This is a genomic window from Sphingomonas sp. BL-S-25 (assembly GCF_055521555.1).
On the sequence record NZ_CM145486.1, the window covers coordinates 1,803,844 to 1,827,202 of the forward strand.

The window sequence follows — 23,359 nt, forward strand, 5'->3', positions numbered from 1 at the left end:
ATGAATTCGACGTCCCGTTCGCTCGGCCGCTCAAAGCGCCGTTCCGCGTCCAGTGCCTCTTCGCGCGGCCTGTTCCTGAAGAACTTCCTGAAGCATCCGGCGATGGTCGCATCGATCGTCCCGTCTTCGGCGCGGACGATCCGTCGGATGCTCGACCCGGTCGATTGGGCGAATACCGACGTCTTCGTCGAATATGGTCCGGGCGTCGGCACCTTCTGCCAGGCGGTGCTCGACCGGCTGAAGCCCGATGCGACCTATATCGCGATCGATCCCAATCCCGACTTCGTCCAGCATCTGAAGCAGTCGTTTCACGATTCCCGTTTCGTCCTGGTCCAGGGATCGGCCGAGGACGTGGTCGAGATCCTGAAGAGCCAGGGCTTCGACCATGCCGACTATGTCCTGTCGGGCCTGCCCTTCTCGACCCTGCCCCCCGGCGTGGGCGATTCCATCGCGCGCGAGACCGCACGGGCACTGCGCCCGGGCGGCGCGTTCCTGGTCTATCAGTTCAATCCCAAGGTCCGGAACTTCTTCGAGCCCTATATTCCGAAGATCGATTCCGCGGTCGAATGGTGGAATGTTCCTCCCGCCCAGCTCTGGTGGGCCTGGAAGGAATAGGCTTCGCGCCCGCCTGTCGGCACGCGCTTCGCAACAGCATGGGTTCTCGTTCGGCGGCTCATGGCCGGCGGCTGGTCGCGCGTGCCCGATGCCGATCGCTTCCGTTCACCCTGCGCTAACCTGGGCTACGCCACTCGAAACGGACGAGCGGGTCGTGCTTCGGCACGGGTCGAACCCATCCTGATCCGTCGCTGCTTGTGAGCGGACGGCCGAGAGCGTAATCCACCCGCACCAATGGCGACGAAAAAGAGCTTCATGCCCAAGCGCTGGCCGAGCACGGCACAATGGAAACGCTTTGCTCTGTGGAGTATGGGGGGAGCAGTCGCACTCGGCCTGCTCGGCCTCATCGCACTGCTGATCGCCGTCTATACGACGCGAAGCTCGCTGCCCAGCTATGGCGACCTGAAGCGATCGCCCAACGGCCAGATGATCCGCGTCCATGCGGTCGACGGCACCGTCCTCGTCTCGCTCGGGCCGAGCTATGGCGAGTGGATCGAGAGCGACAGGATTCCGCAGGTGATGAAGGACGCGATCATCGCCGTCGAGGATCGCCGGTTCGAATCGCATATCGGCGTCGACCCCAAGGGCCTGGCCCGCGCGCTGCGCTTCGCGATCAGCAATCGCGGCACCGACCGACGCCTCCAGGGTGCATCGACGATCACCCAGCAGGTCGCGCGCACCATCTTCCTGTCGAACAAATATGATGTCGGCCGCAAGGTTCGCGAAGCGGTGCTGGCGCTGGCGATCGAGCGCAAATTCTCGAAGGACCAGATTCTCGAACTGTACCTCAACAAGGTCTATTTCGGCGGCGGCGCCTATGGCATCGACGCCGCGTCGCGCCGCTTCTTCGGCCATCCCGCGACCCAGCTGAGCCTGTCGGAAGCGGCGATCATCGCCGGCCTGGTCAAGGCACCGTCGCATTATTCGCCCACCGCCGATGCCGAGGCGGCGGTCGACCGCGCAGCAGTGGTGCTGCGGGTGATGGAGGAAACGGGCAAGCTGACCCCGGCCCAGGCAGCCGCGGCCGACCCCAAGTCGGTCAAGATGGCGCCCGAGCCCAAGCAGAACAGCATCCGTTATTTCACCGACTGGGCGCTGCCGCAGCTCGAAGTGCTGATCGACGAGAGCGAAGCCCCGCTCGAAGTGTGGACGACGCTGGACCTGAACATGCAGCGCGCGGCCGACGACGCGATCCGCGCCAATGCGCCGGGTGCGGCGCAGGGCGCGCTGGTCAGCCTCGACCGCGACGGCGCGGTGCGGGCGATGGTCGGCGGCAAGGACTATGTCGCGTCGATCTACAATCGCGCCACCCAGGCAGTGCGCCAGCCGGGATCGGCGTTCAAGCTGTTCGTCTATCTGGCGGCACTGGAAGCCGGGCATCGGCCCGAGGATCTGGTCGTCGACGAGCCCGTCACCATCGCGGGATGGAGCCCGCGCAACAGCTCGGGCCGGTTCAACGGCGAGATGTCGCTGCGCTCCGCATTCGCCTATTCGATCAACACGGTCGCGGCGAAGCTGGGCCAGGAAGTCGGATACAGCACGGTCGCCGACATGGCGCGGCGCTTCGGCATCACCACGCCGATCAACACCCAGCCGGCAATGGTGCTGGGCACGTCGAACGTCCGCCTGATCGACATGACCCGCGCCTTCGCGTCGGTCAGCCAGCGCGGGGTCGCGGTCACGCCCTATGGCATCACCCGCGTCACCGCGAACGGCCAGGTCATCTATCAGCATGAGGTCGATACCAGCCGCGTTCTGGTCGCATCGCATGTCGCCGCCCAGATGATCGACCTGCTGCAGACCGCAGTGAATACCGGCACCGGCAAGGCCGCACAGATCGGCCGCCCGGTCGCGGGCAAGACCGGCACGACCAGTTCGAACAAGGATGGCTGGTTTCTCGGCTTCTCCTCGGGCCTGACCACCGGCGTGTGGATGGGCCGCGACGATGCCAAGCCGGTCGGCGGGCTGCAGGGCGGCACCGCCCCGGCCAAGGCCTTTTCCGCCTATATGCGCAAGGCCGTAGCTGGCCGGCCGGTGGAAGCGTTCGACACCAATGTCACACTGCCCGAATGGCAGGGCGACAATGAGAGCGAATATTTCTCCGGCCCGGACAATGGCGCCTTCGTCGATCCCGACGGCAATCCCATCGACCCGGGCGCGTCGGCGCAGGATCCGGCAGCCGGTGGGCGCGGCGACGAGCTGGACAAGGACTGGTATGACCGCGTCACCGGTCGCGACGACCCGTCGCAGCCGAGCCGGGACCCGCGCGATCCTCGTGACTCACGCGATCCGCGCGACCAGCAGGTGCCGCCGCAGCAGCAGCGCGACGTCCCGCGTCCGCCGGTGACCCAGCCGCAACGCCAGGACGACCGCTACCGTGATCCGCGCGACCAGCCCTATGCCGAGCCAGCGAGGCGTCCCGGCTATTAGGCGCCCTCGCGCCGGGGCGGTCTAGCTTCGCCCGATCCAGTGCAGCCCGGCGCCATGCTTTCGCAGCCAGAGCCGTGCGGGTGTCGGATCGGCCTCGAACAGCGTCTCGGTGAAGCGGTGGAAGGCCGGGCTGTGGTCCATATGGACCCGGTGCGCGACTTCATGCGCCACCGTCGCCCGGCGTACGAAGCTGGGGGCCAGGATCAGCCGCCAGCTGTAGCGGATCTCGCCCGAAGCGGCGCAGCTGCCCCATCGACCGCGCGGATCGCCGATCGCCACCCGCGTGACGGTCACCCCGGCGCGTGCGGCATATTCGGCAGTCTCGTCGCTCAGGATGCGCAGCGCCTCGGCGCGGAACCAGCGCTCGACGCGCCGCTCCAGCCCCTCGCGCGGGCCGCCGCACACCAGCCGGTCGCCGATGAGCCTGGGCATCCGCCCGACGGTGGACGGCCAGACGATCTCGATCTCGTCATCCTCCAGCGGCACGCGCGCGCCGGGGACGAACGGCCGACCCTGGGGAAGACGGGCGCATTGCTGGTCGATCCAGCCGCGCTGTTCCTCGGCCCAGGCCAGCGCCTTTCGTTCGGACACGCGCGGCGGAATCGTCAGCCGGACGCGGCCGCTGCGGGGATCGACCGCCAGCCGCATGCCCTTGGACCGGGCATTGCGAACGACCTCGATCCCGGTCGACCCGCTCACAATTTGCGGTCCACCACATGGAATTCGAAGTCGCCGGCGTCATCCTCGGAGATGGTCCAGCCGCGGGTGGACTCGCCGGCGCGGTGCACCGCCTCGGTGTCGCCGCACACCAGATAATGCCATTCGGGCAATGGCTCGCCCGCCGCGCGCAGCCGGTAGGCGCAGGTCGAGGGCAGCCATTCGATCTCGCGCACGTTCGACATGGTCAACCGGACGCATTCGGGGACATAGGCGCGGCGGTTGCGATAATCCTTGCAGCGGCCCTCGCGGCGATCGAGCAGGCGGCAGGCGACGTTGGTCGCGAGCAGTTCGCCGGTATCCTCGTCCTCCAGCTTGTGGATGCAGCATTTGCCGCAGCCGTCGCACAGCGCCTCCCACTGGGCACGGTCGAGCTGCTCGAGCGGCGTGTCCTCCCAGAAGCGGCGGGTTACTTCGCCCATTTCCGGATCTCGGCAATCATCTCGGGCTCGGTCATCTCGCGCGTGATCAGCGCCAGCGGCTCGCCCTGCTTGCCCATCAGATAGATGGTGGCGGCATGATCCATCAGATAGGCGCCGCCCGGCTCGCTGGGGGCCATCTTCTTGAAATAGGCGCCATAGGATTTGGCGACCGCGGCGATCTGCGCGGGCGTCCCCGTCAGGCCGACGATGCGCGGGTGGAAGGCGGTGACGAACTGCTTCACCTGCGCCGGCTTGTCGCGGTCGGGATCGATCGTGATGAAGATCGGCTGGATCTTTGCGGCATAGGCCGGATCCTGTTTCTCCAGCGTGCGCAGCGCGCGGCCCATCTTTTGCATGTCGGTCGGGCAGACATCGGGGCAATAGGTATAGCCGAAATAGACCAGCCGGTATTTGCCGGCAAAGTCGGTGTCGCGCACCGTCTTGCCGTCCTGGTCGGTGAGGGCGAAGGGGCCGCCGATCCGCGCCCCGGCCAGGGGCGGCTTGTCGGCCTGCGCCGCGGTGTTGCCGTTGCAGGCGCCGAGCGTGACGGCGGCGAGCGTGAGTGCCATTGCAATCGATACGCGCTTCATCATCCCGCCAGCCTTGATCTGATCGCGCCATGCTTGCAAGGTGCGGCGCCGCGTTTCCGGCGCTTTCTAAGGGGTTATCTCGCCATGTCGTTTCGAGCCATCCGCATCGCCATCGCCTGCTCGGCGCTGTTCATCGGCGCCACGCCCGCGCTCGCGCAGCAGATGTCCGACAGCTATAATTTCCTCGACGCGGTGCGAAAGGACGACACGGGCAAATATACTAAGATGGCCAATGAGCCCGGCTCGACGATCGTCAATGCCAAGGACCGCAACACCGGCGAGACCGCGCTCCATATCCTCGCCCGCAAGGGAGAGAGCCTTTACCTGCGCTTCATGCTGCAGAAAAACGCCAATCCCAATGCGCAGGACCGGCAGGGCAATACTCCGCTGATGATCGCCGTGTCGCAGAATTTCAGCGAGGGCGTCGCGATCCTGGTCCGCTACCGGGCCAATGTGAACCTGGCCAATTCCAGCGGTGAAACCCCGCTGATCCGCGCGGTGCAGATGCGCAATGTCGACATGATCCGCGCGCTGCTCGACGCCGGCGCCGATCCCGACAAGGCGGACATCATCGCGGGAATGAGCGCGCGCGACTATGCGAAGAATGATCGCCGGTCGCCGACCGTTCGCAAGCTGCTCGAAGATGCGCCCAGGGGCGGGGCGAACAGCGCGGCGATGGGGCCGCGCAACTGACGAAGCCTACCAGCCGCCCGGATCGCAATCGGGATCGAGCAGGTTGATTACCCGCCGCGCCGACCGGCGGGCAAAGGCCAGCGTGCATTTCTTGCGTGTGGCCGCGGCCAGCGGCACGGTGCTCGCCTCGCGCACGACCGCCGCGTCGTAGCGATCGGCGACGATCAGACCGGCGCGCGACGGCAGAAAGGCTTCCTGCGCGAAGGGGGACAGGTCGAACCCCTCAGGCACCGCCCAGAAGAAGCGGTCGCAATGCGCGAGATAGTCGTTCCACTTGGCGTCGCCGAGCAGGTCCGCGCGCGACACCTTGATCTCGACGATGATGATGTTGCCGTGCGCGTCGAGCCCCATCAGGTCGGCGCGTCGGCCGTCCGCCAGCGGCACTTCGGCGATCGCCACACAGTCATGCCGCAGCAGCATGCGGCAAACCCCGCGCGCCACGTCCGTGGCCTGCAGCGCGGCGACAGGGGTCAGGGGCAGGGGAGAGAGCGCAGCCATGTCGGCCTTGTAGAACATTTCAAGAACGCTGGGAAGCGTCCGTGCAATCGGACCTGCAGGGTCCGGCCCGGCAGTGCCGCCGGGCCGGAGCGCCCCCCGGCGCTTCAGCGATAGAAGATGTGGTTGCCGACGGTTGCGACGCGCGGGCGCTTCCAGCCCGGCGACACGTAGCGTGCGTGGAAGTAGAGCGCGTCCTCGGCCGGGCTCTCCCACAGGTCCTTGCGGGCGACCTGGGCGACGGCCATCGCCTTGCGCCACTGCGCATTGGCGGGCGGGGTCGGGATCTTGCCGCCGCGGACGAACGAGAACTGGCCGCGCTGGGTCAGCACGCCGCAGGTCGACGAGGCGAAACGGCCGGAATTGGAACGGTTGAGGATGACTTCGGCAACGGCCAGCTGGCCGGCAAGGGGTTCGCTCTTGGCCTCGTAATAGACGCCGACGGCCAGGCAGTGAAGCTCGCTGTCCTCGCCCTCATTCTCGGGGTGGTCCTGAGCGGCTACGGCGTCGGAAAGGCTGGCAAACTGGAGAGAGGCAGGATCTGCTTCGGGCAGCGGCTGGACGATCTCGCCTGCCCGCGCCAGCGTCGGTTCGACCGCCGGGGGCATCGGAACAACATGGTGTTCCTGCGCATTGATGTCCTGAACCTGCGCGTCCTGGGGCGCGCCGCTCAGTTCGAGCGTGGAAGCATTGGCGAAGGCACCAACGCAGAAAGTCACAGCTGCGAGAACCGCAGCGCGTGTCACGAAATTCATCTTTGTTCGTTTTTATGCGGTGGTGCGCGGCCGGTCCCCATTTTCTCCCTCGGACCGCCGGGCTTCCCCCCGACTGCGTAACCGAACGATTTCACACCCCGTCCGGCACAACGCTGTTATGATGTGCGGGCGCTTTCGCCGCACTGCACCTTAAAGTCAATCGAGCGAGATCGTTTCGGCGATGAAGCGTTCCGCGCCTGCGATATCCAGTTCGACGACCCACAGGTCGGAATCGCGCTCGCGGCGGCGCTGCCAATAGGCGGTTGCCTCCCGTTCGTCGCTCAGGTCGCGCGGCCCCGAAGGGATCAGGGCAGGCAGCCCGTCGGGACCAATCCCACGCTCATAAAGCTTTGGATCCACGCCTTTTTCCAAGGTCACGAACAGGATCGCCCCGGCGGTGTCATCGCCGCGTGCGAGCACCATCGCAGATCCGCCCCGCTGTCCGGCCCGGCGCACCAGCGCGTTGACCAGAATCGCGCTGGTCAGGCGCGCCATCAGTCGCGCCCATAGCCGGGAAGACCGGCCAGGGCGATGCGCGACCGCATGAAGGTGCCGGTGCCGCGGGCCGCTTCCTCGCCCGTAGAATCGATCAGCCGCGCTTCCGCCACGAACACGCGACGCTGCCCGCTGACCCAGCGGCCTTCCGCCACCACCGGCCCTGCGGCCAGCGGCTTGGTGAACAGCAGGTTGAATGCGGTCGTCAGCAGGAAGCGGTCGGTGACCAGGCTGTTCGCCGCGTAGAAGGCGGCATCGTCGAGCATCTTGAAATAACTCGTTCCATGGACCGCGCCGGCCGCATGGAAATGGCGTTCGTCGAGCGAGAAGCGGATCCGCGCGACCCCTGCCTCGGGAATCTCGAGCGTCGACTCGAACAGGTGGTTGATCGGTGCGGAGTCGTAGAGCGATTCGAGCGCCCGGAAATGCGCCGCCTCGCCGACGGGATCGTCAGGCAGCGTCACGAGCCTCCACGCCGACGAGCATCGCGTAGATCGCATCCTCCGACCCGGCACCGCGCAACTTCGCCGCGAAACTTCGGTCGCGCAGCTGGCGCGAGACGCGCGCCAGCGCCTTGAGGTGATCGGCGCCCGCCCCGGTGGGGGACAACAGGGTGAACACCAGATCGACCGGAAGTTCGTCGACCGCGGCGAAGTCGATCGGCTGGGGGAGCCGCGCGACCATCGCGACCACCGATCGCAATTCGTCCAGCCTGGCGTGCGGGATCGCGATCCCGCCGCCGAAGCCGGTCGATCCGAGCTTTTCCCGTGCCGCCAGCCTGTCCGCCACGAGTTTGGCGTCCAGGCCATAGGCGCGTGTCGCCACCGCGCCGAGGTGCTGGAACAGCGCCTTCTTGTTGGCGGCAGGCATCGCAGAGGCAATCGCCTCCGGCACGAGCAGGTCACTCAGATCAGTCATGATGTGTTCCGGACAGGGCTCCCCCGAGCGCCCCTATAATTCATCCGGCGCGATTAGGTTCCACCCACCCGATCGTGCCGTCGCCGCGCCGATACACCATGTTGAAGGCGCCTGTCCCGCTATTTCGGAACAGCAACGCGGCGGTGTTGCGCAGATCGAGCATCATGACCGCGTCCGAAACGGTGGCATCGGGAACGTCGACCCGCGTTTCCGCGATGATCAGCGGCGCATCGGACGCCTCGTCCTCTTCGGTGCTTTCTTGGAACAGGGTGTAGCCGGCGTTGTCATAGCCGCCATTCTCCTGGACGGCGATCGCCTGGCTGGCGTTGCGGTCCTTCAGCCGGCGCGTGTAGCGGCGCAGCTGCTTCTCGATCTTGTCCGCGGCGCCATCGAATGCGCCATTGGCTTCCATGCCGGAGTTCGAGGACTTGAGCACCAACCCCTGCATCACATGCGCCACGATGTCGCAGGTGAAGCCGTTGTCATGGGGTCCCTTGCCGAAGGTGACTTGAGCCGAAAGCGCTCGGGAGAAATATTTGTTCGCGATCGCCTGGAGCCGGTCGTCGACCAGCTGCTTGAGCGCTTCTCCGGTGTCGACCTGATGGCCAGAGACTCGGATTTCCATAGTTTTACCTCCGCACTAGATGAGGGCCCCCAAAACGGGGCTCAGCCCGATACGGCCTTGCCCCAAAGCGGCTCCTCCAACTTGTTAAGAAACGCTGCGTGACGCTCAAGTTCCTCAGGTGACGGCGCGAAATGCCGCGCCGGACGGATATGGACCCGGCTCGGCGCCTCGGCGGCGGTTTCGCGCATGACCGGCACGTCGACCGCAAGGCCCATGGTAATCTGGCGCCCGCCGGTCAGCTCGACATAGACCTGCGCGAGCAGCTGGGCGTCGAGCAGCGCGCCGTGGAGCGTGCGCTGCGACAGGTCGATGCCATAGCGCGAACACAGCGCATCGAGCGTATGCTTGGCACCCGGATGGCGGGTCCGCGCCAGGGTGAGCGTGTCGACCATCCGGTCGAGCGAGATGATCGGCCGGCCGCACCGGCTCAGCTCGCCATTGACGAAGCCGAAGTCGAAATTGGCGTTGTGCGCCACCATCGGGCTGTCGCCGACGAACTCGAGCAGATCCTCGACCACATCGTGGAACAGCGGCTTGTCCGACAGGAAGACCTCGGAAAGGCCGTGGACGCGGAAGGCCTCGACCGGCATCGGCCGCTGTGGGTTGATATAGGCATGGAAGTGCCGCCCGGTGGCCACTCGGTTGACCAGTTCGACGCAGCCGATCTCGACAAGTCGGTCGCCGCCCGAGAAGCTCAGCCCTGTTGTTTCCGTATCGAATACGATCTCACGCATGTGAGTCGCTTATCCTCCTGTCGCGCCCGAGAGGCAAGCGATCAGCGCCCGCACCGCGTCGCGCGTTTCTTCGTGGCTGCCCCCGGTCGAGATCACGAGGTCGGCGCGCGCGCGCTTTTCGGCATCGGGCATCTGACGCGCCAGAATCGCTTCGAACCGCTCCTCGGTCATGCCGGGGCGGGCGAGCACCCGCGCACGCTGGACCGCTTCGGGTGCCGAAACGACGACGATATGATCGACCTCGGCCCAGCCCCCCGCCTCGAACAACAGGGGCACGTCGAGCACGACGATCGACGCCTCGCGATGCCGATCCAGGAACCGGGCGCGTCCCTCCGCCACGGCGGGGTGGACGATCGCTTCCAGCCGGCGGAAGGCGTCAGAGTCGGATACGACCCGTTCGCGCAGCTTGGCGCGGTCGACGCCGTCCGGTCCCGTCGTCCCGGGGAATGCAGACTCGATCGGCGCCAACAGCCGCCCGCCCGGCCCCTGCAGCCGGTGCACCTCGGCATCGGCGTCGAACACCGGCACGCCTTGTTCGGCGAACATCGCGGCGACGGTCGACTTGCCCATACCGATCGAACCGGTGAGGCCGATCTTGATCACGACGTCAGCAGCACGCGCAGTTCCTCGTCGCGGTCGCGTGGCGGCTCGGCACCGAAGAACAGTTCGAACGCCAGCGCGGCCTGTCCGATCAGCATGTCGAGCCCGTCGACCGTATCGAGCTCGCGCTCCGCCGCCTGGCGGAGCAGATCGGTTTCGAGCGGCGCATAGACGATGTCATAGACCACTGCGTCCTCGGGCAGCGGAGACAAGTCGATCTCGAGCGCCGGCTGGCCGACCATGCCGAGCGCGGAGGTGTTGACCAGCAGCGCCGTCGTCGGCGGCAGCGGCGCGCCGAGCGGCACGGCATCGCCCTTGATCCCGAAGCTGGAAAGCAGCGCCGCCGCCTTCAGCACGTTGCGGTTGAGGATCGTCACCCGCCCGATATCGAACTTCGACAGTGCGAAAAGCACCGCCCGCGCTGCACCGCCCGCGCCGATCACCACGGCATGCGCGCCCGTCAGTTCGAGCCCCGCGATCGGCGCATAGAAGCCGCCGGCATCGGTGTTGGTGCCGACCAGCGCCCCGTCATCGCCGCGGACCACGGTGTTGATCGCCCCGATCGACTCGCGGACGCCGCCGCGATCCTCGACAAAGGCCAGCGCCTCCTGCTTGTGGGGCAGGGTGATGTTGCAGCCGCGCCAGGCGGGATCGTCTCGACGCGACGCGAAATAGTCGCCCAGCCGGTCCGGGGTCACATGCTCGGCGCGATAGTCCGCGTCGATCCCCAGCGCCTTCAACCAGAATCCATGGATGATCGGACTCTTCGACTGGACGATCGGATCGCCGATCACCTCGGCATGGACAGTCATGACGTCATCACTCCGCGAGTGCGCAGATAGTCGAGGATCGGCAGCAACGGCATGCCGAGAATGGTGAAGTGGCTGCCCTGGGTCGCCGCGAACAGCTGGACGCCGGGCCCCTCGATCCGGAAGCAGCCGACGCAGCCGGCGATCGCCGGCCATTCCTGGTCGAGATATGAGTCGATAAAGCCATCGGACAGGCGCCGGACCATCAGCCGTGCGCGGTCGACATGGCGCCAGACCGGTCGCCCTCCTTCCGCAATCACCGCAGCCGAATAGAGATCGACCGAGGTCCCCGACATGGCGCGCAGATGCGCCGCAGCATCGTCACGATCGACCGGCTTGTCGAGCAAGGTCCCGTCGGCCAGCGCGACCAGCGAGTCTCCGCCGAGCACCAGAGCAGTCGGATCGAGGTGGGAGAGTTTCAGCGCCTTTAGTTCGGCAAGCGCGTCGGCCAGGTCGCGCGGCGAAATGCCCTGCGCCCTCAGCGCAGCCTTGGCCGACTCCTCGTCGACCTGGGGCGAGACCGCTTCATAGGGCACGCCCGCCGCATCGAGCATCGCCCGCCGCGACGCGCTCTGCGAGGCAAGGATCAGCTTCATTCGTCGCGCCCCTTGGACAAGGTCCGTTCGTTGCACAGCTGGATGATCGCAGCTGCGGTTTCCTCGATCGACCGCCGGGTGACGTCGATCACCGGCCAGCCATTGTCGGCGAACATCCGCCGGGCAAAGGCGATCTCGCGCGCGACCGAGTCCTGGTCGACATAGGCAGTCTCGGGCTGCTGGTTGAGCGACAGCAGCCGGTTGCGGCGGATCTGCACCAGCCGGTCGGCGCTGGTCGTCAGCCCGACCACCAGCGGATGCTTCAGCGTGAAGAGTTCGGGCGGGGGCGGGGACTCGACCACGATCGGGATGTTCGAGGTCTTGTAGCCGCGATTGGCGAGATAGATCGAGGTCGGCGTCTTCGACGAGCGGGAGACGCCCGCCAGGACGATGTCCGACTCCTCCCAATCCTCGGCACCGATGCCGTCGTCATGGGCGATGGTGAACTGAATCGCGTCGACGCGCGCGAAATAGGCGGCGTCGAGCGTGTGCTGACGCCCCGGCCGCGCCTTGGCTTCCTGCCCGAGCAGGCTGGACAGTGCGTGGTTGACCGGATCGAGCGGCGCGACGGCGGGAAGCCCCATCACGCGGCAGCGGCTTTCCAGCGTGCGGCGGATCTCGGGATTGACCAGCGTGTAAAGCACAAGTCCCGGATTTTGCGAAATTTCCGCCATGATTCGCTCGAGATGCGCCTCGCTGCGCACCATCGGCCAGAAATGCCGCTGCATGTCGACATCGTCATATTGGGCGAGCGCCGCCTTGGCGATGTTCTCGAGCGTCTCGCCGGTCGAATCCGACAGGAGATGAAGGTGCAGCCGCATCAGCTGGACAGGTCTGTGGAAAACATGGGGACAGGCGCTACCGCAACACAAGGCACGGGCCAAGCGTCCCGGAATCGGCGATTCCATGCTCGGATATCCACAACCCCGTCCCCAGATGCGCGTTCCCGCCCACAGGCTGTGGAAAACGGGGATGGCGTGGCCGAATCCCGGCGAGTCCGAGGGCCGATGTGAGTCAAGCTGTTGGCAGAATCCGGATGGACGCATAAATCCCGGCTTCCACGCACCAACAGACTCCAACAACTCTTGGATTCTCATCTTATTGTTATTGGAATTTCCGCTGACTCGCTTTCCTGACGCGAAACCCCTGCTCGAAACGCTGAATGGCGTCCGTCAAACCGTGCCGCCGGTGTGGCTGATGCGCCAAGCCGGGCGTTACCTGCCCGAATATCGCGCTCTGAGGGCCGAGAAGGGGGGATTCCTCGCCCTCGCGATGGATGACGAGGCTGCGGCCGAAATCACGCTCCAGCCCATTCGCAGGTTCGAAATGGACGGTGCGATCCTGTTCTCCGACATCCTGATCGTGCCGATGGCGCTGGGACAGGATCTCTGGTTCGAAACCGGCGAGGGCCCGCGCCTGGCGCCGAAGATCGCCGCGCGCGAGATCCTCGACGGACTCGAACCCGACGCATCGAAGTTCGAGCCGATCTACGCCACCGTCCGCCGCGTCGCTGCTGAGCTGGACCCCAAGGTCACCTTCCTCGGGTTCGCTGGAAGCCCCTGGACGGTCGCCACCTATATGATCGCCGGCCAGGGCAGCCGCGAGCAGGCCGAGGCACGACGCCTGGCCTATGCCGACCCCGGGCTGATGCAGGCGCTGGTCGACCGGATCGCCGATGCGACGATCGACTATCTGATCGGCCAGATCGATGCCGGCGTCGAGGCGGTGCAGCTTTTCGACAGCTGGTCGGGCAGCCTGTCGCCAGCGCAGTTCGAACGCTGGGTCATCGCCCCGACGCAGCGGATCATCGCCGCGTTGCACGATCGTACAACAGTGAAGGTGATCGGCTTTCCCAAGGGCGCGGGCGGCAAGCTGGTCGCCTATGCGCGCGAGACGGGCGCGGATGCGATCGGACTGGACGAGACGGTCGATCCGGCCTGGGCGAATGCCGAACTGCCGCAGGGGCTGCCGGTTCAGGGCAATCTGGATCCGCTCGCGCTGATCGCCGGCGGTGCGACGCTGGACAGCGCGATCGATCGCATCCTTGCGGCTTTCCCCGAACGGCCGCATGTGTTCAATCTGGGCCACGGAATCCAGCAGGACACGCCGATCGCGCATGTCGAACAGCTGCTGGCCCGGCTGAGAGGAACGCGATGACCGGTTTTCTGGGCCAGGCCTATCTGTGGGTGAAGGCGGCGCACATCATCTTCGTCATCTTCTGGATGGCGGGGCTGTTCCTGCTGCCGCGCTATCTGGTCCATCACCAGGACGCGCTGGGCACGCCCGAGGCGCTGGCCTGGGAAAAGCGCGAGGCGCTGCTGCGCCGGATGATCCTGACGCCGTCGCTGATCATCGTCTGGCTGCTGGGCATCGCGCTTGCGCTGAATGTCGGGCTGGTCGACGGGCAGCCGGGACTGGGCTGGCTCCATGCCAAGCTGACCTTCGTCCTGCTGCTGTCGGGCTATCATGGCTGGGCGGTCGGCTATGCGCGCAAGCTGGCGAGGGGCGAGACCCGGGCCACGACCCGCACGCTCAGGCTGCTCGGCGAGCTGCCGGCGCTGGCGGTCGTCGTGATCGTTGTGCTGGCCGTCGTGAAGCCGTTCTGATCCCGGTTGACTTGACTCGGTCGCCCACCTAAATCCGCGCTGTCGTCCCTTACCGGGGGCGGCTCCCTCCTTTTAGCCTCGATTGTCCGCTTGTCAGCCGACCGACGCTCTCCCCACATTCATTGCATTCGGATTCTCCCATGCATCTCAGAGACTTGAAGAAAACCCCCCCGGCAGAGCTGGTCAGCATGGCGGAGGAGCTCGGCGTCGAAGGCGCCTCGACGCTCCGCAAGCAGGACATCATGTTCGCCATCCTGAAGGCCCAGGCCGAAAACGGCGAACAGATCATGGGCGAGGGCACGATCGAAGTGCTCCAGGACGGTTTCGGCTTCCTGCGCAGCGCCCAGGCCAATTATCTCGCCGGCCCAGACGACATCTATGTCTCGCCCAACCAGGTCCGCAAATTCGGCCTGCGCACCGGCGACACGGTCGAGGGCGAAATCCGCGCGCCCAAGGATGGCGAGCGCTACTTCGCGCTGACCCGGCTGGTGTCGGTCAATTTCGACGATCCCGATGCGGTGCGCCACCGCGTCAATTTCGACAACCTCACCCCGCTCTATCCCGAGCAGAAGCTGACGCTCGATCCGGCCGATCCGACGGTCAAGGACAAGTCGGCACGGGTGATCGACATCGTCTCGCCGCAGGGCAAGGGCCAGCGCACGCTGATCGTCGCGCCGCCCCGCGTCGGCAAGACGGTGATGCTCCAGAACATCGCCAAGGCGATCACCGACAATCACCCCGAGGTGTTCCTGCTCGTCCTGCTGATCGACGAGCGGCCCGAGGAAGTGACCGACATGCAGCGCTCGGTGCGCGGCGAGGTCGTCTCCTCGACCTTCGACGAGCCGGCGACGCGCCACGTGCAGGTCGCCGAAATGGTGATCGAGAAGGCCAAGCGTCTGGTCGAGCACAAGAAGGACGTGGTGATTCTGCTCGACTCGATCACCCGCCTCGGCCGCGCCTACAACACCGTCGTGCCCAGCTCGGGCAAGGTGCTGACCGGCGGTGTCGACGCCAATGCGCTGCAGCGTCCGAAGCGCTTCTTCGGTGCGGCGCGCAACATCGAGGAAGGCGGTTCGCTGTCGATCATCGCCACCGCGCTGATCGATACCGGCAGCCGCATGGACGAAGTCATTTTCGAAGAGTTCAAGGGCACCGGTAACTCGGAAATCGTCCTCGATCGCAAGGTGGCGGACAAGCGCATCTTCCCGGCACTGGACGTCGGCAAGTCGGGCACCCGCAAGGAAGAGTTGCTGGTCGACAAGGCCAAGCTGTCCAAGATGTGGGTCTTGCGCCGCATCCTGATGCAGATGGGCACGATCGACGCAATGGAGTTCCTGCTCGACAAGATGAAGGATTCGAAGACCAACGAAGACTTCTTCGACTCGATGAACCAGTAAGCTTGCGATCGACCGGAGCGGCGCGACGACCGTCGCCCGGCTTCGGACCGGACATGAGCGAAGGCGGCGCGGGCAACCCCGTGCCGCCTTTGGCGTTCAGGGGGCCGGACGGTGCCGCCGCCCGCACCATGTCATGAGGGGCTTTGATCGATGATCGAGACGCTTGCCGCAGCCGCGTCCGCGACGCAGGGCCTGGGATCCCTTGCGGAAATCTGGCAGCAGATCGTCACCGACTTCTCGAATCTGACCGATCCGCAGGCGCTCGCCGCCTTCGGTCAGGTGCTGATGATCGACCTGGTGCTGGCAGGCGACAATGCGATCGTCGTCGGTGCGCTAGCCGCCGGCCTGCCGCCCGAACAGCGGCGCCAGGTCATCCTGATCGGCATTGCCGCGGCGCTGGTGCTGCGCATCGCCTTCGCCCTCATCGTCAGTTGGGTGATGGGCTTTGTCGGGCTGGTCTTTGCCGGCGGACTGCTGCTGCTGTGGGTCAGCTGGAAATTCTGGCGCGAACTGCGCTGCGGATCGATCGGGGGCAGTCCCGACGCGGCGCGTTCCGGGATCGCACCCCCGCGCAGCTTTGCCGCGGCTGCGGCCTCCGTGGCAGTCGCCGACGTGTCGATGAGCCTCGACAATGTCCTGGCGGTGGCGGGGGCGGCGCGCGACCATCCCGGCATCCTGATCGTCGGCCTGTTGCTTTCGGTCGCGCTGATGGGTGTCGCCGCCAACCTGATCGCGCGGATCATCGATCGGCACCGCTGGATCGCCTATCTCGGTCTGGGCGTGATCCTGCTCGTCGCGTTGCGCATGATCTATGAGGGGACCGTCGGGACCGCGGAGACGCCGGGGATCCTCAGCCTGTTCAGCTGACCCCGGCGCCCGCGATGGCGTCAGCCAAGATGCTTGGCGAAGAAGTCCGCAGTATTCCGGTCCGCCTGTTCCGCCGCGATATCGTTGCGGCGATCGCCCATCTCGGTCGCGAAGCCGTGATCGACACCGGGATAGTCGATCAGCGTGACCTTGGGATTGTCGTCCAGCCCCTCATGCATGCGCTGCTGAGCATCGGCATCGACGAAATGATCGTCCTTGGCGATGTGCAGGAGCAGGGGATGGGCAATGGCGTGCTGCTCGCCCAGCAGGCCGTCGATGCCGACTGCATAATAGCCGACGCTGGCATTCACGTCGGTGCGCGACGCGGTCATATAGGCGAGCCGTCCGCCCAGGCAGTAGCCGACCGCACCGACCTTGCCATTGGTGACGCCGGCATCGGCCAGTTGCTGCCGCGCGGCACGAATCGTCGCCTCGATGTCCTGAATGCCCAGATCCTGATCGAACCGGTTCATGAAGCCGAAGGCCTGCTGCAGCTGATCCGGCACGTCGGGGTCCAGCTCGATCCCCGGCTCGAGCCGCCAGAAAAGGTCGGGGGCGATCGCCAGATAGCCCTCCGCGGCCAGCCTGTCGCACTTGCGGCGGATCCCCTCGTTCACGCCGAAAATCTCCTGGATCACGATGATCGCCGCGCGCGGTGTCTGGTCCGGCGTGGCGACATAGGCGTCGAAGCTCGCGTCGCCGTCGAGGGTGGTCACGGTCAATTTGGTCATCGAAGGTCTCCAAGGCGTCGCTCATGATCGAGCAGCCATTGCTTGGTGGGGACGCCGGCACCGGCGCTGTAGTGGCCGATGGCGCCGGTTGCGAGGATCCGGTGGCACGGCACGACGATCGGGAACGGATTGCGTGCGCACAGTTGGCCGATCGCGCGCGGACTGGAGTTCAGCGCCCGTGCAAGCCCGCCATAGCTGATCGTCGACCCGAAACGGACATCGACCAGCCCTTGGCGCAATTCGCATCCACGGGGCGTCGCAGCGGGCTTGAGTGCCAGGTCGAAATCGCGGAGCGCGCCCTCGAAAAACGCTTCCAGCTGTTCGGCGGCGGCAAGCAGTGCCGGACGGTCGGGCCTGCGGGCGTGCTCTGGCTCGGTCAGGATGGCGATTCGATCGAGATAGCGATCATCGCCGTCGATCCGGATCGAGCCGATGGGCGTTGTCACCACGCCCCAGTCGCGCGCATAAGCCATGGCAATCGTCTAGCATGGGCGCTGCGGAGAAGAAGCATGAAGATCAACGTCGAAGTCGATTGCACGCCCGAGGAAGCCCGTCGCGCGATCGGCCTGCCCGACCTGACGCCGGTGCATGATCGCTATATCCAGATGGTGACCGACGCGATGGAGAAGGGGATCACTCCCGAATTGCTGGAGACGATGACGCGCGCCTGGTCGCCGATGGGCGAAGCCGGCATGAACATGTGGCGCAGCCTGTTCGAGACCGCGACCAAGAAGAGCTGATGGAGACGATCTTCGCGGTTTCGACCGGCCAGCCTCCGGCGGCGATCGCAGTGATGAGGATCAGCGGGGCGGGGGCGTTCGACGCCGTCAGGGCACTGGCAGGCACGCTGCCGGAGCCGCGGCGAGCCGTAGTGCGGGCGCTTCGCCACGACGGCGAGCTGCTCGACCGAGCGCTCGTGCTGCTGTTCCCCGGTCCGAACTCGGCGACAGGCGAGGATCTGGCGGAACTTCATCTTCACGGCGGGCGGGCGGTAGTCCGCGCCGTTGAAGCGGCACTTGCGAGCATGCCGGGCCTGCGCAGTGCCGAGCCCGGCGAGTTCACCCGCCGTGCGCTGACCCATGGCCGGATCGATCTCAGCGAGGCGGAGGGGCTGGGGGATCTGCTGATGGCGGAGACCGAATCCCAGCGGCGCGCGGCGCTCCGCTCGGCCGAAGGCGCGGTCCGTCGCGAGGTCGAGGCATGGACGAGCGAGGCGTTGGGGATCGCCGCCGGTATCGAGGCACTGCTCGACCATTCGGACGAGGATGACGTCGTCGGGACGTCGGATCCGGTTCCCGCCATCCGCGCTGCTGCGATGCGGCTGGCGGAGAAGATCGAAGCGGTCACCCGGCGCCCGTCGGTCGAGCGGCTGAAGGACGGCATTCGCGTGGTGCTGGCCGGTCCGCCCAATGCCGGAAAATCGACTCTGCTGAATGCCTTGGTCGATCGAGAGGCCGCGATCGTATCCCCGATTGCGGGAACGACGCGGGACCGGATCGAGGCGCCGGTGGTGCGCGATGGCGTGGCCTGGCTGCTCATCGATACGGCGGGGCTGACCGAGACAAGCGATGTCGTCGAGCGCATCGGTGTCGCGCGTGCCGAGGACGCGATTGCGCGTGCCGATATGCTGCTCTGGCTCGGCGACGATGTTGCGCCGCAACATGACGTGGTGATCGCGGTCCACTCGCGCGTTGATGAGGATGGGCGACGCCAGGTGCCCGAAGGGCGACTAGGCGTCTCCGCTGCAACGGGGGAAGGAGTCGATGTCCTTTGGTCGCATATGGCGGAGCGTGCACGGGCGTTGCTTCCGCCCGAGGACCAGCTGGTCCTGAACCGCAGGCAGAGAGAGCTCGCGGAAGCGGCGGCAGATGCATTGAACGCGGCTTCCAGAGAGCGCGATCTTCTGCTGGTCGCGGAGGGGTTCCGGTCAGCGCTGCGCGCATTTGATGCGGTTACGGGCCGGGCAGGGGTCGAACAGATGCTCGACGCTTTGTTCAGCCGGTTCTGTATCGGAAAATAGCGTTGTTCCACGTGGAACACTAGTCAAGGCCAGTAAGTCGATGTTTCACGTGGAACGGTTTTGACCCGGCGCGTCCGCTCCAGTATCGGACTGAAATGCATTTCGATGTGATCGTGATCGGCGGCGGCCATGCCGGAACCGAGGCAGCGGCCGCTGCTGCGCGTCGTGGCGCGCGCACGGCGCTGGTCAGCTTCGATCTCGACAAGGTCGGCGCCATGTCCTGCAACCCCGCCATTGGCGGTCTGGGCAAAGGGCATCTGGTTCGCGAAGTCGATGCGTTCGATGGTCTGATCGCTCGCGCCGCGGACGCCGCTGCGATCCATTACCGCATGCTCAACCGGAGCAAGGGTACCGCCGTCCAGGGGCCACGCGTCCAGGCGGATCGCCGGGCCTATGCGGCCGCCATTCAAAGGATGATCGCCGCACAGTCCGTGCTCGAGCTGATCGAGGGGGAGGCGGCCGCGCTGATCCTCGATGGTGCGGCCGTGGCGGGCATCGAGCTTGCCGACGGCAGCAGGATCGAGGCGCGGTCCGTGGTCCTGGCCACCGGTACGTTTCTGGGCGGGCGGATCTATCGCGGCGAGGAGCGTCTGGATGGCGGGCGGATCGGCGAAGCCTCGTCGCACCGGATGGCGCAGCAGTTGCGATCGCTCGACCTGCCGATGGCGCGCCTCAAGACGGGAACGCCGCCGCGTCTCGACGGACGCACCGTCGATTGGGCTCGTGTCGAGGAACAGCCGTCGGACGCGGATTTCTGGACAATGTCCCCGGTGTCGACGCGCCGGGTGCTACCCCAGCTTCACTGTGGCGTCACGCGCACGAGCGAGGCGACCCATGACGCGATCCGATCGGGCCTGGACCGGTCTCCGCTGTTCACCGGCGCGATCGGCGCGCAGGGACCGCGCTACTGCCCGTCGATCGAGGACAAGATCCATCGCTTCGGCGACCGGGACGGCCACCAGATTTTTCTGGAGCCCGAGGGACTGGATACCAACCTGATCTATCCGAACGGCATGTCGACATCCTTGCCGGTCGACATCCAGGTCGCGATGGTCCAGTCGATCGCGGGCCTCGAGCGGACGGAGATCGTCACGCCGGGCTATGCGGTCGAATATGACCATATCGATCCGCGCGCGCTGGATGCGACATTGGGGCTGCCGCAGATCGTTGGCCTGTTCTGCGCAGGCCAGATCAACGGAACGACCGGATATGAGGAAGCGGCGGGGCAGGGCCTGATCGCCGGCATCAACGCCGCCGCCCACGCGCTAGAGATCGAGCCGTTGATCCTCGATCGGGCAACAAGCTATCTCGGCGTCATGGTCGACGACCTGGTGCTTCAGGGCGTGACCGAGCCTTATCGCATGCTGACCGCGCGCGCCGAATATCGCCTGCGGTTGCGCGCCGACAATGCCGAAACCCGGCTTGGACCGATCGCGGAAGCGCTTGGTTGCCTGGGTGATGCGCGGCGGACACGCCTCACAGAGCGTCGACAGATGCGCGACACGCTGGACCGGCATTTCTCATCCTCGGTTACCGCCAGCACCTTGCGGGACCGCGGCGCACCCGTGGCGCAGGATGGTGCGCGACGTTCCGCCCGCGAATGGCTTCGTTTCCCCGGCGTCGAATTGCGCTATGTGACCGACGGACCAATTCCGGCCACTGACGAGGCGCTCCTTGCGGAATATATCGAGGACCAGCGCTACGCGCCCTATCTCGATCGGCAGGAGGCTGAGGTCGCACAGCTTCGAGCGAACGATGCGGTGCGGCTCGATCGTGATCTGGCCTATGACGCGATCCCAGGACTTTCGAATGAAATGGTCGAGCGGCTTGGCGCGGCACGGCCCGAAACGATCGGTGCTGCTTCGCGTATTCGCGGGATCACGCCGGCAGCGCTTTCAGCAATTCTGCTTCATGCCCGGCGCAAGGTCGCAGCATGACCGAAGATGAAGCGCGGCAGTGGATCAGCGGCCGGTTCGGTGTTGCACGTGAAACACGACTGGCGCAGTTCGCGACAATCCTCGTCGAGGAATCCGAGCGTCAGAACCTGATTGCCGCGTCCACGGTGCCTCACCTGTGGGAGCGACATCTCCTCGACTCTGCCCAGTTGATCCCCTGCGCAGCCGAAGCTCGGTCGGGCAGCTGGATCGATGTTGGGGCAGGGGCGGGCTTACCGGGAATGGTGGTCGCGGTCCTTACGGATCGGCGAGTAGTCCTCGTCGAACCACGAAGCAAGCGCGTGGAGTTTCTTCGCGAGACAGCATCGGCGCTTGGCCTGGAAGCCCAGGTGGTAGTGGTTCACAGCAAGATCGAGACCTATCACCCGACAGCGCCAGCGTCAGTGGTTTCCGCGCGCGCGGTCGCGGAGCTGTCGAAGCTCTTTTCATCCACAATTCATTGCACAGACTTATCCACAGTGTGGATCCTGCCAAAGGGACGCAACGTCCACTCGGAGGTGGATGATGCCCGCCGGAAATGGCAGGGTGTGTTTCACGTGGAACGCAGCCTGACGGCCGACGACTCCGGGATCGTCGTCGCACGAGGAGTTCGTCCAAGATGATCGCTATCGCCATCGCCAATCAGAAGGGCGGAGTCGGCAAGACCACATCCGCCATCAATGTCGGGACGGCGCTCGCTGCGATCGGCAAGCGCGTCCTGCTGATCGATCTCGATCCGCAGGGTAACGCGTCGACGGGGCTTGGCGTCGGTCGCTCGGAGCGGGATCAGTCCAGTTACGACCTGCTTCTTTCGGACGGCGTTACGCTCGAACAGGTCGCGCGACCGACCAAGGTACCCAATCTCGACATCGTCGCTGCGACCCAGGACCTGTCCGGCGCGGAGATCGAGCTGATCGAGTTCGATGCCCGTACGCACCGCCTCGACACCGCGATCGCGCGGGGGCCAGGGCGGTGGGACGTCATCCTGATCGACTGCCCGCCCTCGCTCGGGCTGTTGACGGTGAATGCGATGGTCGCCGCACATGCGCTGCTCGTCCCGCTCCAGTGCGAGTTCTTCGCGCTCGAAGGGCTCAGCCAGCTGCTCAACACGGTCGAGCGGATCCGCAGCCGATTCAATCCCGGCCTGTCGATCCTGGGTGTGCTGCTGACCATGTATGATCGCCGCAACCGCCTGTCGGACCAGGTCTCCGATGATGTCCGCGCCGTGCTCGGCCGCGTGGTGTTCGACACGGTGATTCCGCGCAACGTCCGCCTGTCCGAGGCGCCCAGCCACGGGCTTCCCGCGCTGATCTACGATCATCGCTGCTCCGGATCCGAAGCCTATATCGCGCTCGCCCGCGAGGTGATCGACCGTCTGCCCAAGCTCAAGAAGGCCGCATGACCAAGGAAGACCCGACCGCAACGCCCGCCGCCGCCCGCAAGCCCCGTCCGGGGCTGGGCAGGGGCCTTTCCGCCCTGCTGGGGGATACGACCCGCGAAGAGCCGGTCGATGGCTCCAGCGAGCCGGGTTCGGGCATTCGGATGCTGCCAGTCAGCTCGCTGGCCCCCGACCCGTTGCAACCGCGGCGTCATTTCGACGAGGACGCGCTCGAGGAGCTGGCCAAGTCGATCGCGTCGAAGGGCGTAATCCAGCCGATCTTCGTGCGACCCCACGGTCACAGCTATCAGATCGTCGCCGGCGAGCGCCGTTGGCGCGCGGCGCAGCGGGCGCGGCTGCACGAGGTTCCGGTGATCGTCCGCGATCTGAGCGATTCCGAAACGCTCGAGATCGCGCTGATCGAGAATATCCAGCGTCAGGACCTGAACGCGATCGAAGAGGCCGATGGTTATGCCCGGCTGATCAAGGAGTTCGGCCACACCCAGGAAGCTTTGGGCAAGATCGTCCACAAGTCGCGCAGCCATGTCGCGAACCTGATGCGGCTGCTCGACCTGCCTGAAGGCGTCCGCCAGTTGCTGGTCGATGGCGAGATCGAGATGGGCCATGCCCGCGCGCTGATCGGCGTCCCCGACGCGGAAAAGCTGGCGCGTCTGATTGCCGACAAGGGGCTGACGGTCCGCGAGGCGGAGAAGCTCGCCCGCGACGCCAAGCCCAAGCGCAAGGGCGAGGCGGCCTATCGCGATCCCGACATCAGCGCGCTGGAGGGACAGCTGGGCGACGTGCTGGGGCTGAACATCCGCATCAAGCATGGCGCAAAGGGCGGAACCTTGGTGCTCAACTACTCCACGCTCGATCAGCTCGACATGGTCTGTCAGCGACTGAGCGGCGAGCGAATCTGACGCCTCGCCAGC

At 66.0% G+C, this 23,359-nt stretch carries 29 protein-coding genes; 13 read left to right on the forward strand and 16 right to left on the reverse strand.

The window, feature by feature from the left end:
• The gene (locus tag ACZ1H8_RS08635) at nt 1-615 is read left to right on the forward strand and encodes a class I SAM-dependent methyltransferase (RefSeq protein WP_465180903.1); all 615 of its coding nucleotides are present in this window, start codon (nt 1-3) and stop codon (nt 613-615) included.
• Between the two features lie 234 nt (nt 616-849).
• On the forward strand, nt 850-3,045 hold the full coding sequence (locus ACZ1H8_RS08640) for a transglycosylase domain-containing protein (RefSeq protein WP_465180904.1): 2,196 nt from the start codon (nt 850-852) through the stop codon (nt 3,043-3,045).
• Between the two features lie 21 nt (nt 3,046-3,066).
• Here ACZ1H8_RS08640 and ACZ1H8_RS08645 read toward each other — a convergent pair whose 3' ends face one another.
• The 3 genes from ACZ1H8_RS08645 to ACZ1H8_RS08655 are packed head-to-tail and all read right to left on the reverse strand — an operon-like array spanning nt 3,067 to nt 4,777.
• On the reverse strand, nt 3,067-3,693 hold the full coding sequence (locus tag ACZ1H8_RS08645; protein WP_465181369.1) for a M48 family metallopeptidase: 627 nt from the start codon (nt 3,691-3,693) through the stop codon (nt 3,067-3,069).
• Nucleotides 3,694-3,740: 47 nt separating this feature from the next.
• The gene (locus tag ACZ1H8_RS08650; RefSeq protein ID WP_465180905.1) at nt 3,741-4,184 is read right to left on the reverse strand and encodes a YcgN family cysteine cluster protein; all 444 of its coding nucleotides are present in this window, start codon (nt 4,182-4,184) and stop codon (nt 3,741-3,743) included.
• A complete protein-coding gene (locus ACZ1H8_RS08655) occupies nt 4,172-4,777 on the reverse strand; it encodes an SCO family protein (RefSeq protein ID WP_465180906.1) in 606 nt (201 codons plus the stop codon). The genes ACZ1H8_RS08650 and ACZ1H8_RS08655 overlap by 13 nt, the downstream gene beginning before the upstream one ends.
• A gap of 81 nt (nt 4,778-4,858) precedes the next feature.
• On the opposite strand from ACZ1H8_RS08655, the gene ACZ1H8_RS08660 reads away from it, so the two are divergent.
• A complete protein-coding gene (locus tag ACZ1H8_RS08660; RefSeq protein ID WP_465180907.1) occupies nt 4,859-5,467 on the forward strand; it encodes an ankyrin repeat domain-containing protein in 609 nt (202 codons plus the stop codon).
• Nucleotides 5,468-5,473: 6 nt separating this feature from the next.
• Here ACZ1H8_RS08660 and ACZ1H8_RS08665 read toward each other — a convergent pair whose 3' ends face one another.
• The 11 genes from ACZ1H8_RS08665 to ACZ1H8_RS08715 form a co-directional block, all read right to left on the reverse strand.
• A complete protein-coding gene (locus ACZ1H8_RS08665) occupies nt 5,474-5,983 on the reverse strand; it encodes an MmcB family DNA repair protein (RefSeq protein WP_465180908.1) in 510 nt (169 codons plus the stop codon).
• A gap of 86 nt (nt 5,984-6,069) precedes the next feature.
• Complete coding sequence (locus ACZ1H8_RS08670) at nt 6,070-6,681, reverse strand: cell wall hydrolase (protein WP_465180909.1); 612 nt, start codon at nt 6,679-6,681, stop codon at nt 6,070-6,072.
• 192 nt (nt 6,682-6,873) lie between these two features.
• Nucleotides 6,874-7,212 (reverse strand): DUF1491 family protein, encoded by a 339-nt coding sequence (locus ACZ1H8_RS08675; protein WP_465180910.1) that lies wholly within the window; start codon nt 7,210-7,212, stop codon nt 6,874-6,876.
• On the reverse strand, nt 7,212-7,676 hold the full coding sequence (locus ACZ1H8_RS08680; protein ID WP_465180911.1) for a PaaI family thioesterase: 465 nt from the start codon (nt 7,674-7,676) through the stop codon (nt 7,212-7,214). The genes ACZ1H8_RS08675 and ACZ1H8_RS08680 overlap by 1 nt, the downstream gene beginning before the upstream one ends.
• On the reverse strand, nt 7,663-8,130 hold the full coding sequence (locus ACZ1H8_RS08685; RefSeq protein ID WP_465180912.1) for a PTS sugar transporter subunit IIA: 468 nt from the start codon (nt 8,128-8,130) through the stop codon (nt 7,663-7,665). Before ACZ1H8_RS08685 ends, ACZ1H8_RS08680 begins: the two co-directional genes overlap by 14 nt.
• Before the next feature lie 40 nt (nt 8,131-8,170).
• On the reverse strand, nt 8,171-8,755 hold the full coding sequence (hpf, locus tag ACZ1H8_RS08690; RefSeq protein ID WP_465180913.1) for a ribosome hibernation-promoting factor, HPF/YfiA family: 585 nt from the start codon (nt 8,753-8,755) through the stop codon (nt 8,171-8,173).
• 41 nt (nt 8,756-8,796) lie between these two features.
• Complete coding sequence (dnaQ, locus tag ACZ1H8_RS08695) at nt 8,797-9,489, reverse strand: DNA polymerase III subunit epsilon (RefSeq protein ID WP_465180914.1); 693 nt, start codon at nt 9,487-9,489, stop codon at nt 8,797-8,799.
• Between the two features lie 9 nt (nt 9,490-9,498).
• Nucleotides 9,499-10,092: a dephospho-CoA kinase gene (gene coaE / locus ACZ1H8_RS08700; RefSeq protein WP_465180915.1), complete on the reverse strand. Its 594-nt coding sequence runs from the start codon at nt 10,090-10,092 to the stop codon at nt 9,499-9,501.
• Nucleotides 10,089-10,901: a shikimate dehydrogenase family protein gene (locus ACZ1H8_RS08705; protein WP_465180916.1), complete on the reverse strand. Its 813-nt coding sequence runs from the start codon at nt 10,899-10,901 to the stop codon at nt 10,089-10,091. The genes coaE and ACZ1H8_RS08705 overlap by 4 nt, the downstream gene beginning before the upstream one ends.
• Complete coding sequence (locus ACZ1H8_RS08710; RefSeq protein WP_465180917.1) at nt 10,898-11,494, reverse strand: Maf family protein; 597 nt, start codon at nt 11,492-11,494, stop codon at nt 10,898-10,900. The genes ACZ1H8_RS08705 and ACZ1H8_RS08710 overlap by 4 nt, the downstream gene beginning before the upstream one ends.
• Nucleotides 11,491-12,315 carry a pyruvate, water dikinase regulatory protein gene (locus ACZ1H8_RS08715; protein WP_465180918.1) on the reverse strand — a complete coding sequence of 275 codons (825 nt, stop codon included), beginning with the start codon at nt 12,313-12,315 and terminating at the stop codon, nt 11,491-11,493. The genes ACZ1H8_RS08710 and ACZ1H8_RS08715 overlap by 4 nt, the downstream gene beginning before the upstream one ends.
• 376 nt (nt 12,316-12,691) lie before the next feature.
• Between ACZ1H8_RS08715 and hemE the strand changes: the two genes are divergently transcribed.
• From hemE to ACZ1H8_RS08735, 4 genes are all read left to right on the forward strand, one after another.
• On the forward strand, nt 12,692-13,651 hold the full coding sequence (hemE, locus tag ACZ1H8_RS08720) for a uroporphyrinogen decarboxylase (protein WP_465180919.1): 960 nt from the start codon (nt 12,692-12,694) through the stop codon (nt 13,649-13,651).
• Nucleotides 13,648-14,100, forward strand: a complete 453-nt coding sequence (locus tag ACZ1H8_RS08725; protein WP_465180920.1) for a CopD family protein — start codon at nt 13,648-13,650, stop codon at nt 14,098-14,100. Before hemE ends, ACZ1H8_RS08725 begins: the two co-directional genes overlap by 4 nt.
• Before the next feature lie 140 nt (nt 14,101-14,240).
• Entirely contained in the window at nt 14,241-15,497 is a 1,257-nt protein-coding gene (gene rho / locus ACZ1H8_RS08730) for a transcription termination factor Rho (RefSeq protein ID WP_346247626.1), read from the forward strand.
• Nucleotides 15,498-15,647: 150 nt separating this feature from the next.
• Nucleotides 15,648-16,364, forward strand: coding sequence for a YjbE family putative metal transport protein (locus ACZ1H8_RS08735; RefSeq protein ID WP_465180921.1), 717 nt, complete (start codon nt 15,648-15,650; stop codon nt 16,362-16,364).
• A gap of 20 nt (nt 16,365-16,384) precedes the next feature.
• Here the strand turns inward: ACZ1H8_RS08735 and ACZ1H8_RS08740 are convergent, their stop codons facing one another.
• Together ACZ1H8_RS08740 and ACZ1H8_RS08745 are read right to left on the reverse strand one after the other, a co-directional pair.
• The gene (locus tag ACZ1H8_RS08740; RefSeq protein ID WP_465180922.1) at nt 16,385-17,095 is read right to left on the reverse strand and encodes a dienelactone hydrolase family protein; all 711 of its coding nucleotides are present in this window, start codon (nt 17,093-17,095) and stop codon (nt 16,385-16,387) included.
• Entirely contained in the window at nt 17,092-17,544 is a 453-nt protein-coding gene (locus tag ACZ1H8_RS08745; RefSeq protein ID WP_465180923.1) for a methylated-DNA--[protein]-cysteine S-methyltransferase, read from the reverse strand. Before ACZ1H8_RS08745 ends, ACZ1H8_RS08740 begins: the two co-directional genes overlap by 4 nt.
• A gap of 60 nt (nt 17,545-17,604) precedes the next feature.
• Between ACZ1H8_RS08745 and ACZ1H8_RS08750 the strand changes: the two genes are divergently transcribed.
• From ACZ1H8_RS08750 to ACZ1H8_RS08775, 6 genes are all read left to right on the forward strand, one after another.
• Entirely contained in the window at nt 17,605-17,835 is a 231-nt protein-coding gene (locus ACZ1H8_RS08750) for a DUF6489 family protein (RefSeq protein ID WP_465180924.1), read from the forward strand.
• On the forward strand, nt 17,835-19,115 hold the full coding sequence (gene mnmE / locus ACZ1H8_RS08755; RefSeq protein ID WP_465180925.1) for a tRNA uridine-5-carboxymethylaminomethyl(34) synthesis GTPase MnmE: 1,281 nt from the start codon (nt 17,835-17,837) through the stop codon (nt 19,113-19,115). The genes ACZ1H8_RS08750 and mnmE overlap by 1 nt, the downstream gene beginning before the upstream one ends.
• Nucleotides 19,116-19,210: 95 nt before the next feature.
• Complete coding sequence (gene mnmG / locus ACZ1H8_RS08760) at nt 19,211-21,052, forward strand: tRNA uridine-5-carboxymethylaminomethyl(34) synthesis enzyme MnmG (RefSeq protein ID WP_465180926.1); 1,842 nt, start codon at nt 19,211-19,213, stop codon at nt 21,050-21,052.
• Complete coding sequence (gene rsmG / locus ACZ1H8_RS08765) at nt 21,049-21,672, forward strand: 16S rRNA (guanine(527)-N(7))-methyltransferase RsmG (protein WP_465180927.1); 624 nt, start codon at nt 21,049-21,051, stop codon at nt 21,670-21,672. The genes mnmG and rsmG overlap by 4 nt, the downstream gene beginning before the upstream one ends.
• On the forward strand, nt 21,669-22,451 hold the full coding sequence (locus tag ACZ1H8_RS08770) for a ParA family protein (RefSeq protein WP_465180928.1): 783 nt from the start codon (nt 21,669-21,671) through the stop codon (nt 22,449-22,451). The genes rsmG and ACZ1H8_RS08770 overlap by 4 nt, the downstream gene beginning before the upstream one ends.
• Nucleotides 22,448-23,347 carry a ParB/RepB/Spo0J family partition protein gene (locus ACZ1H8_RS08775; protein WP_465180929.1) on the forward strand — a complete coding sequence of 300 codons (900 nt, stop codon included), beginning with the start codon at nt 22,448-22,450 and terminating at the stop codon, nt 23,345-23,347. Before ACZ1H8_RS08770 ends, ACZ1H8_RS08775 begins: the two co-directional genes overlap by 4 nt.
• Nucleotides 23,348-23,359 lie beyond the last annotated feature (12 nt).

Excerpts from the sequence above, each read along its gene's own strand:
- hpf (WP_465180913.1), bottom strand. The coding sequence starts at position 8,755 with ATGGAAATCCGAGTCTCTGGCCATCAGGTCGACACCGGAGAAGCGCTC.
- ACZ1H8_RS08660 (WP_465180907.1), top strand. The coding sequence starts at position 4,859 with ATGTCGTTTCGAGCCATCCGCATCGCCATCGCCTGCTCGGCGCTGTTC.
- ACZ1H8_RS08775 (WP_465180929.1), top strand. The coding sequence starts at position 22,448 with ATGACCAAGGAAGACCCGACCGCAACGCCCGCCGCCGCCCGCAAGCCC.
- mnmG (WP_465180926.1), top strand. The coding sequence starts at position 19,211 with ATGCATTTCGATGTGATCGTGATCGGCGGCGGCCATGCCGGAACCGAG.
- ACZ1H8_RS08770 (WP_465180928.1), top strand. The coding sequence starts at position 21,669 with ATGATCGCTATCGCCATCGCCAATCAGAAGGGCGGAGTCGGCAAGACC.
- dnaQ (WP_465180914.1), bottom strand. The coding sequence starts at position 9,489 with ATGCGTGAGATCGTATTCGATACGGAAACAACAGGGCTGAGCTTCTCG.
- ACZ1H8_RS08650 (WP_465180905.1), bottom strand. The coding sequence starts at position 4,184 with ATGGGCGAAGTAACCCGCCGCTTCTGGGAGGACACGCCGCTCGAGCAG.
- ACZ1H8_RS08655 (WP_465180906.1), bottom strand. The coding sequence starts at position 4,777 with ATGATGAAGCGCGTATCGATTGCAATGGCACTCACGCTCGCCGCCGTC.
- ACZ1H8_RS08705 (WP_465180916.1), bottom strand. The coding sequence starts at position 10,901 with ATGACTGTCCATGCCGAGGTGATCGGCGATCCGATCGTCCAGTCGAAG.
- ACZ1H8_RS08740 (WP_465180922.1), bottom strand. The coding sequence starts at position 17,095 with ATGACCAAATTGACCGTGACCACCCTCGACGGCGACGCGAGCTTCGAC.
- ACZ1H8_RS08710 (WP_465180917.1), bottom strand. The coding sequence starts at position 11,494 with ATGAAGCTGATCCTTGCCTCGCAGAGCGCGTCGCGGCGGGCGATGCTC.
- ACZ1H8_RS08645 (WP_465181369.1), bottom strand. The coding sequence starts at position 3,693 with ATGCGGCTGGCGGTCGATCCCCGCAGCGGCCGCGTCCGGCTGACGATT.
- ACZ1H8_RS08640 (WP_465180904.1), top strand. The coding sequence starts at position 850 with ATGGCGACGAAAAAGAGCTTCATGCCCAAGCGCTGGCCGAGCACGGCA.
- ACZ1H8_RS08685 (WP_465180912.1), bottom strand. The coding sequence starts at position 8,130 with ATGACTGATCTGAGTGACCTGCTCGTGCCGGAGGCGATTGCCTCTGCG.
- rho (WP_346247626.1), top strand. The coding sequence starts at position 14,241 with ATGCATCTCAGAGACTTGAAGAAAACCCCCCCGGCAGAGCTGGTCAGC.
- rsmG (WP_465180927.1), top strand. The coding sequence starts at position 21,049 with ATGACCGAAGATGAAGCGCGGCAGTGGATCAGCGGCCGGTTCGGTGTT.
- ACZ1H8_RS08715 (WP_465180918.1), bottom strand. The coding sequence starts at position 12,315 with ATGCGGCTGCACCTTCATCTCCTGTCGGATTCGACCGGCGAGACGCTC.
- ACZ1H8_RS08725 (WP_465180920.1), top strand. The coding sequence starts at position 13,648 with ATGACCGGTTTTCTGGGCCAGGCCTATCTGTGGGTGAAGGCGGCGCAC.
- ACZ1H8_RS08665 (WP_465180908.1), bottom strand. The coding sequence starts at position 5,983 with ATGTTCTACAAGGCCGACATGGCTGCGCTCTCTCCCCTGCCCCTGACC.
- ACZ1H8_RS08675 (WP_465180910.1), bottom strand. The coding sequence starts at position 7,212 with ATGGCGCGCCTGACCAGCGCGATTCTGGTCAACGCGCTGGTGCGCCGG.
- ACZ1H8_RS08635 (WP_465180903.1), top strand. The coding sequence starts at position 1 with ATGAATTCGACGTCCCGTTCGCTCGGCCGCTCAAAGCGCCGTTCCGCG.
- ACZ1H8_RS08750 (WP_465180924.1), top strand. The coding sequence starts at position 17,605 with ATGAAGATCAACGTCGAAGTCGATTGCACGCCCGAGGAAGCCCGTCGC.
- mnmE (WP_465180925.1), top strand. The coding sequence starts at position 17,835 with ATGGAGACGATCTTCGCGGTTTCGACCGGCCAGCCTCCGGCGGCGATC.
- ACZ1H8_RS08735 (WP_465180921.1), top strand. The coding sequence starts at position 15,648 with ATGATCGAGACGCTTGCCGCAGCCGCGTCCGCGACGCAGGGCCTGGGA.
- hemE (WP_465180919.1), top strand. The coding sequence starts at position 12,692 with ATGCGCCAAGCCGGGCGTTACCTGCCCGAATATCGCGCTCTGAGGGCC.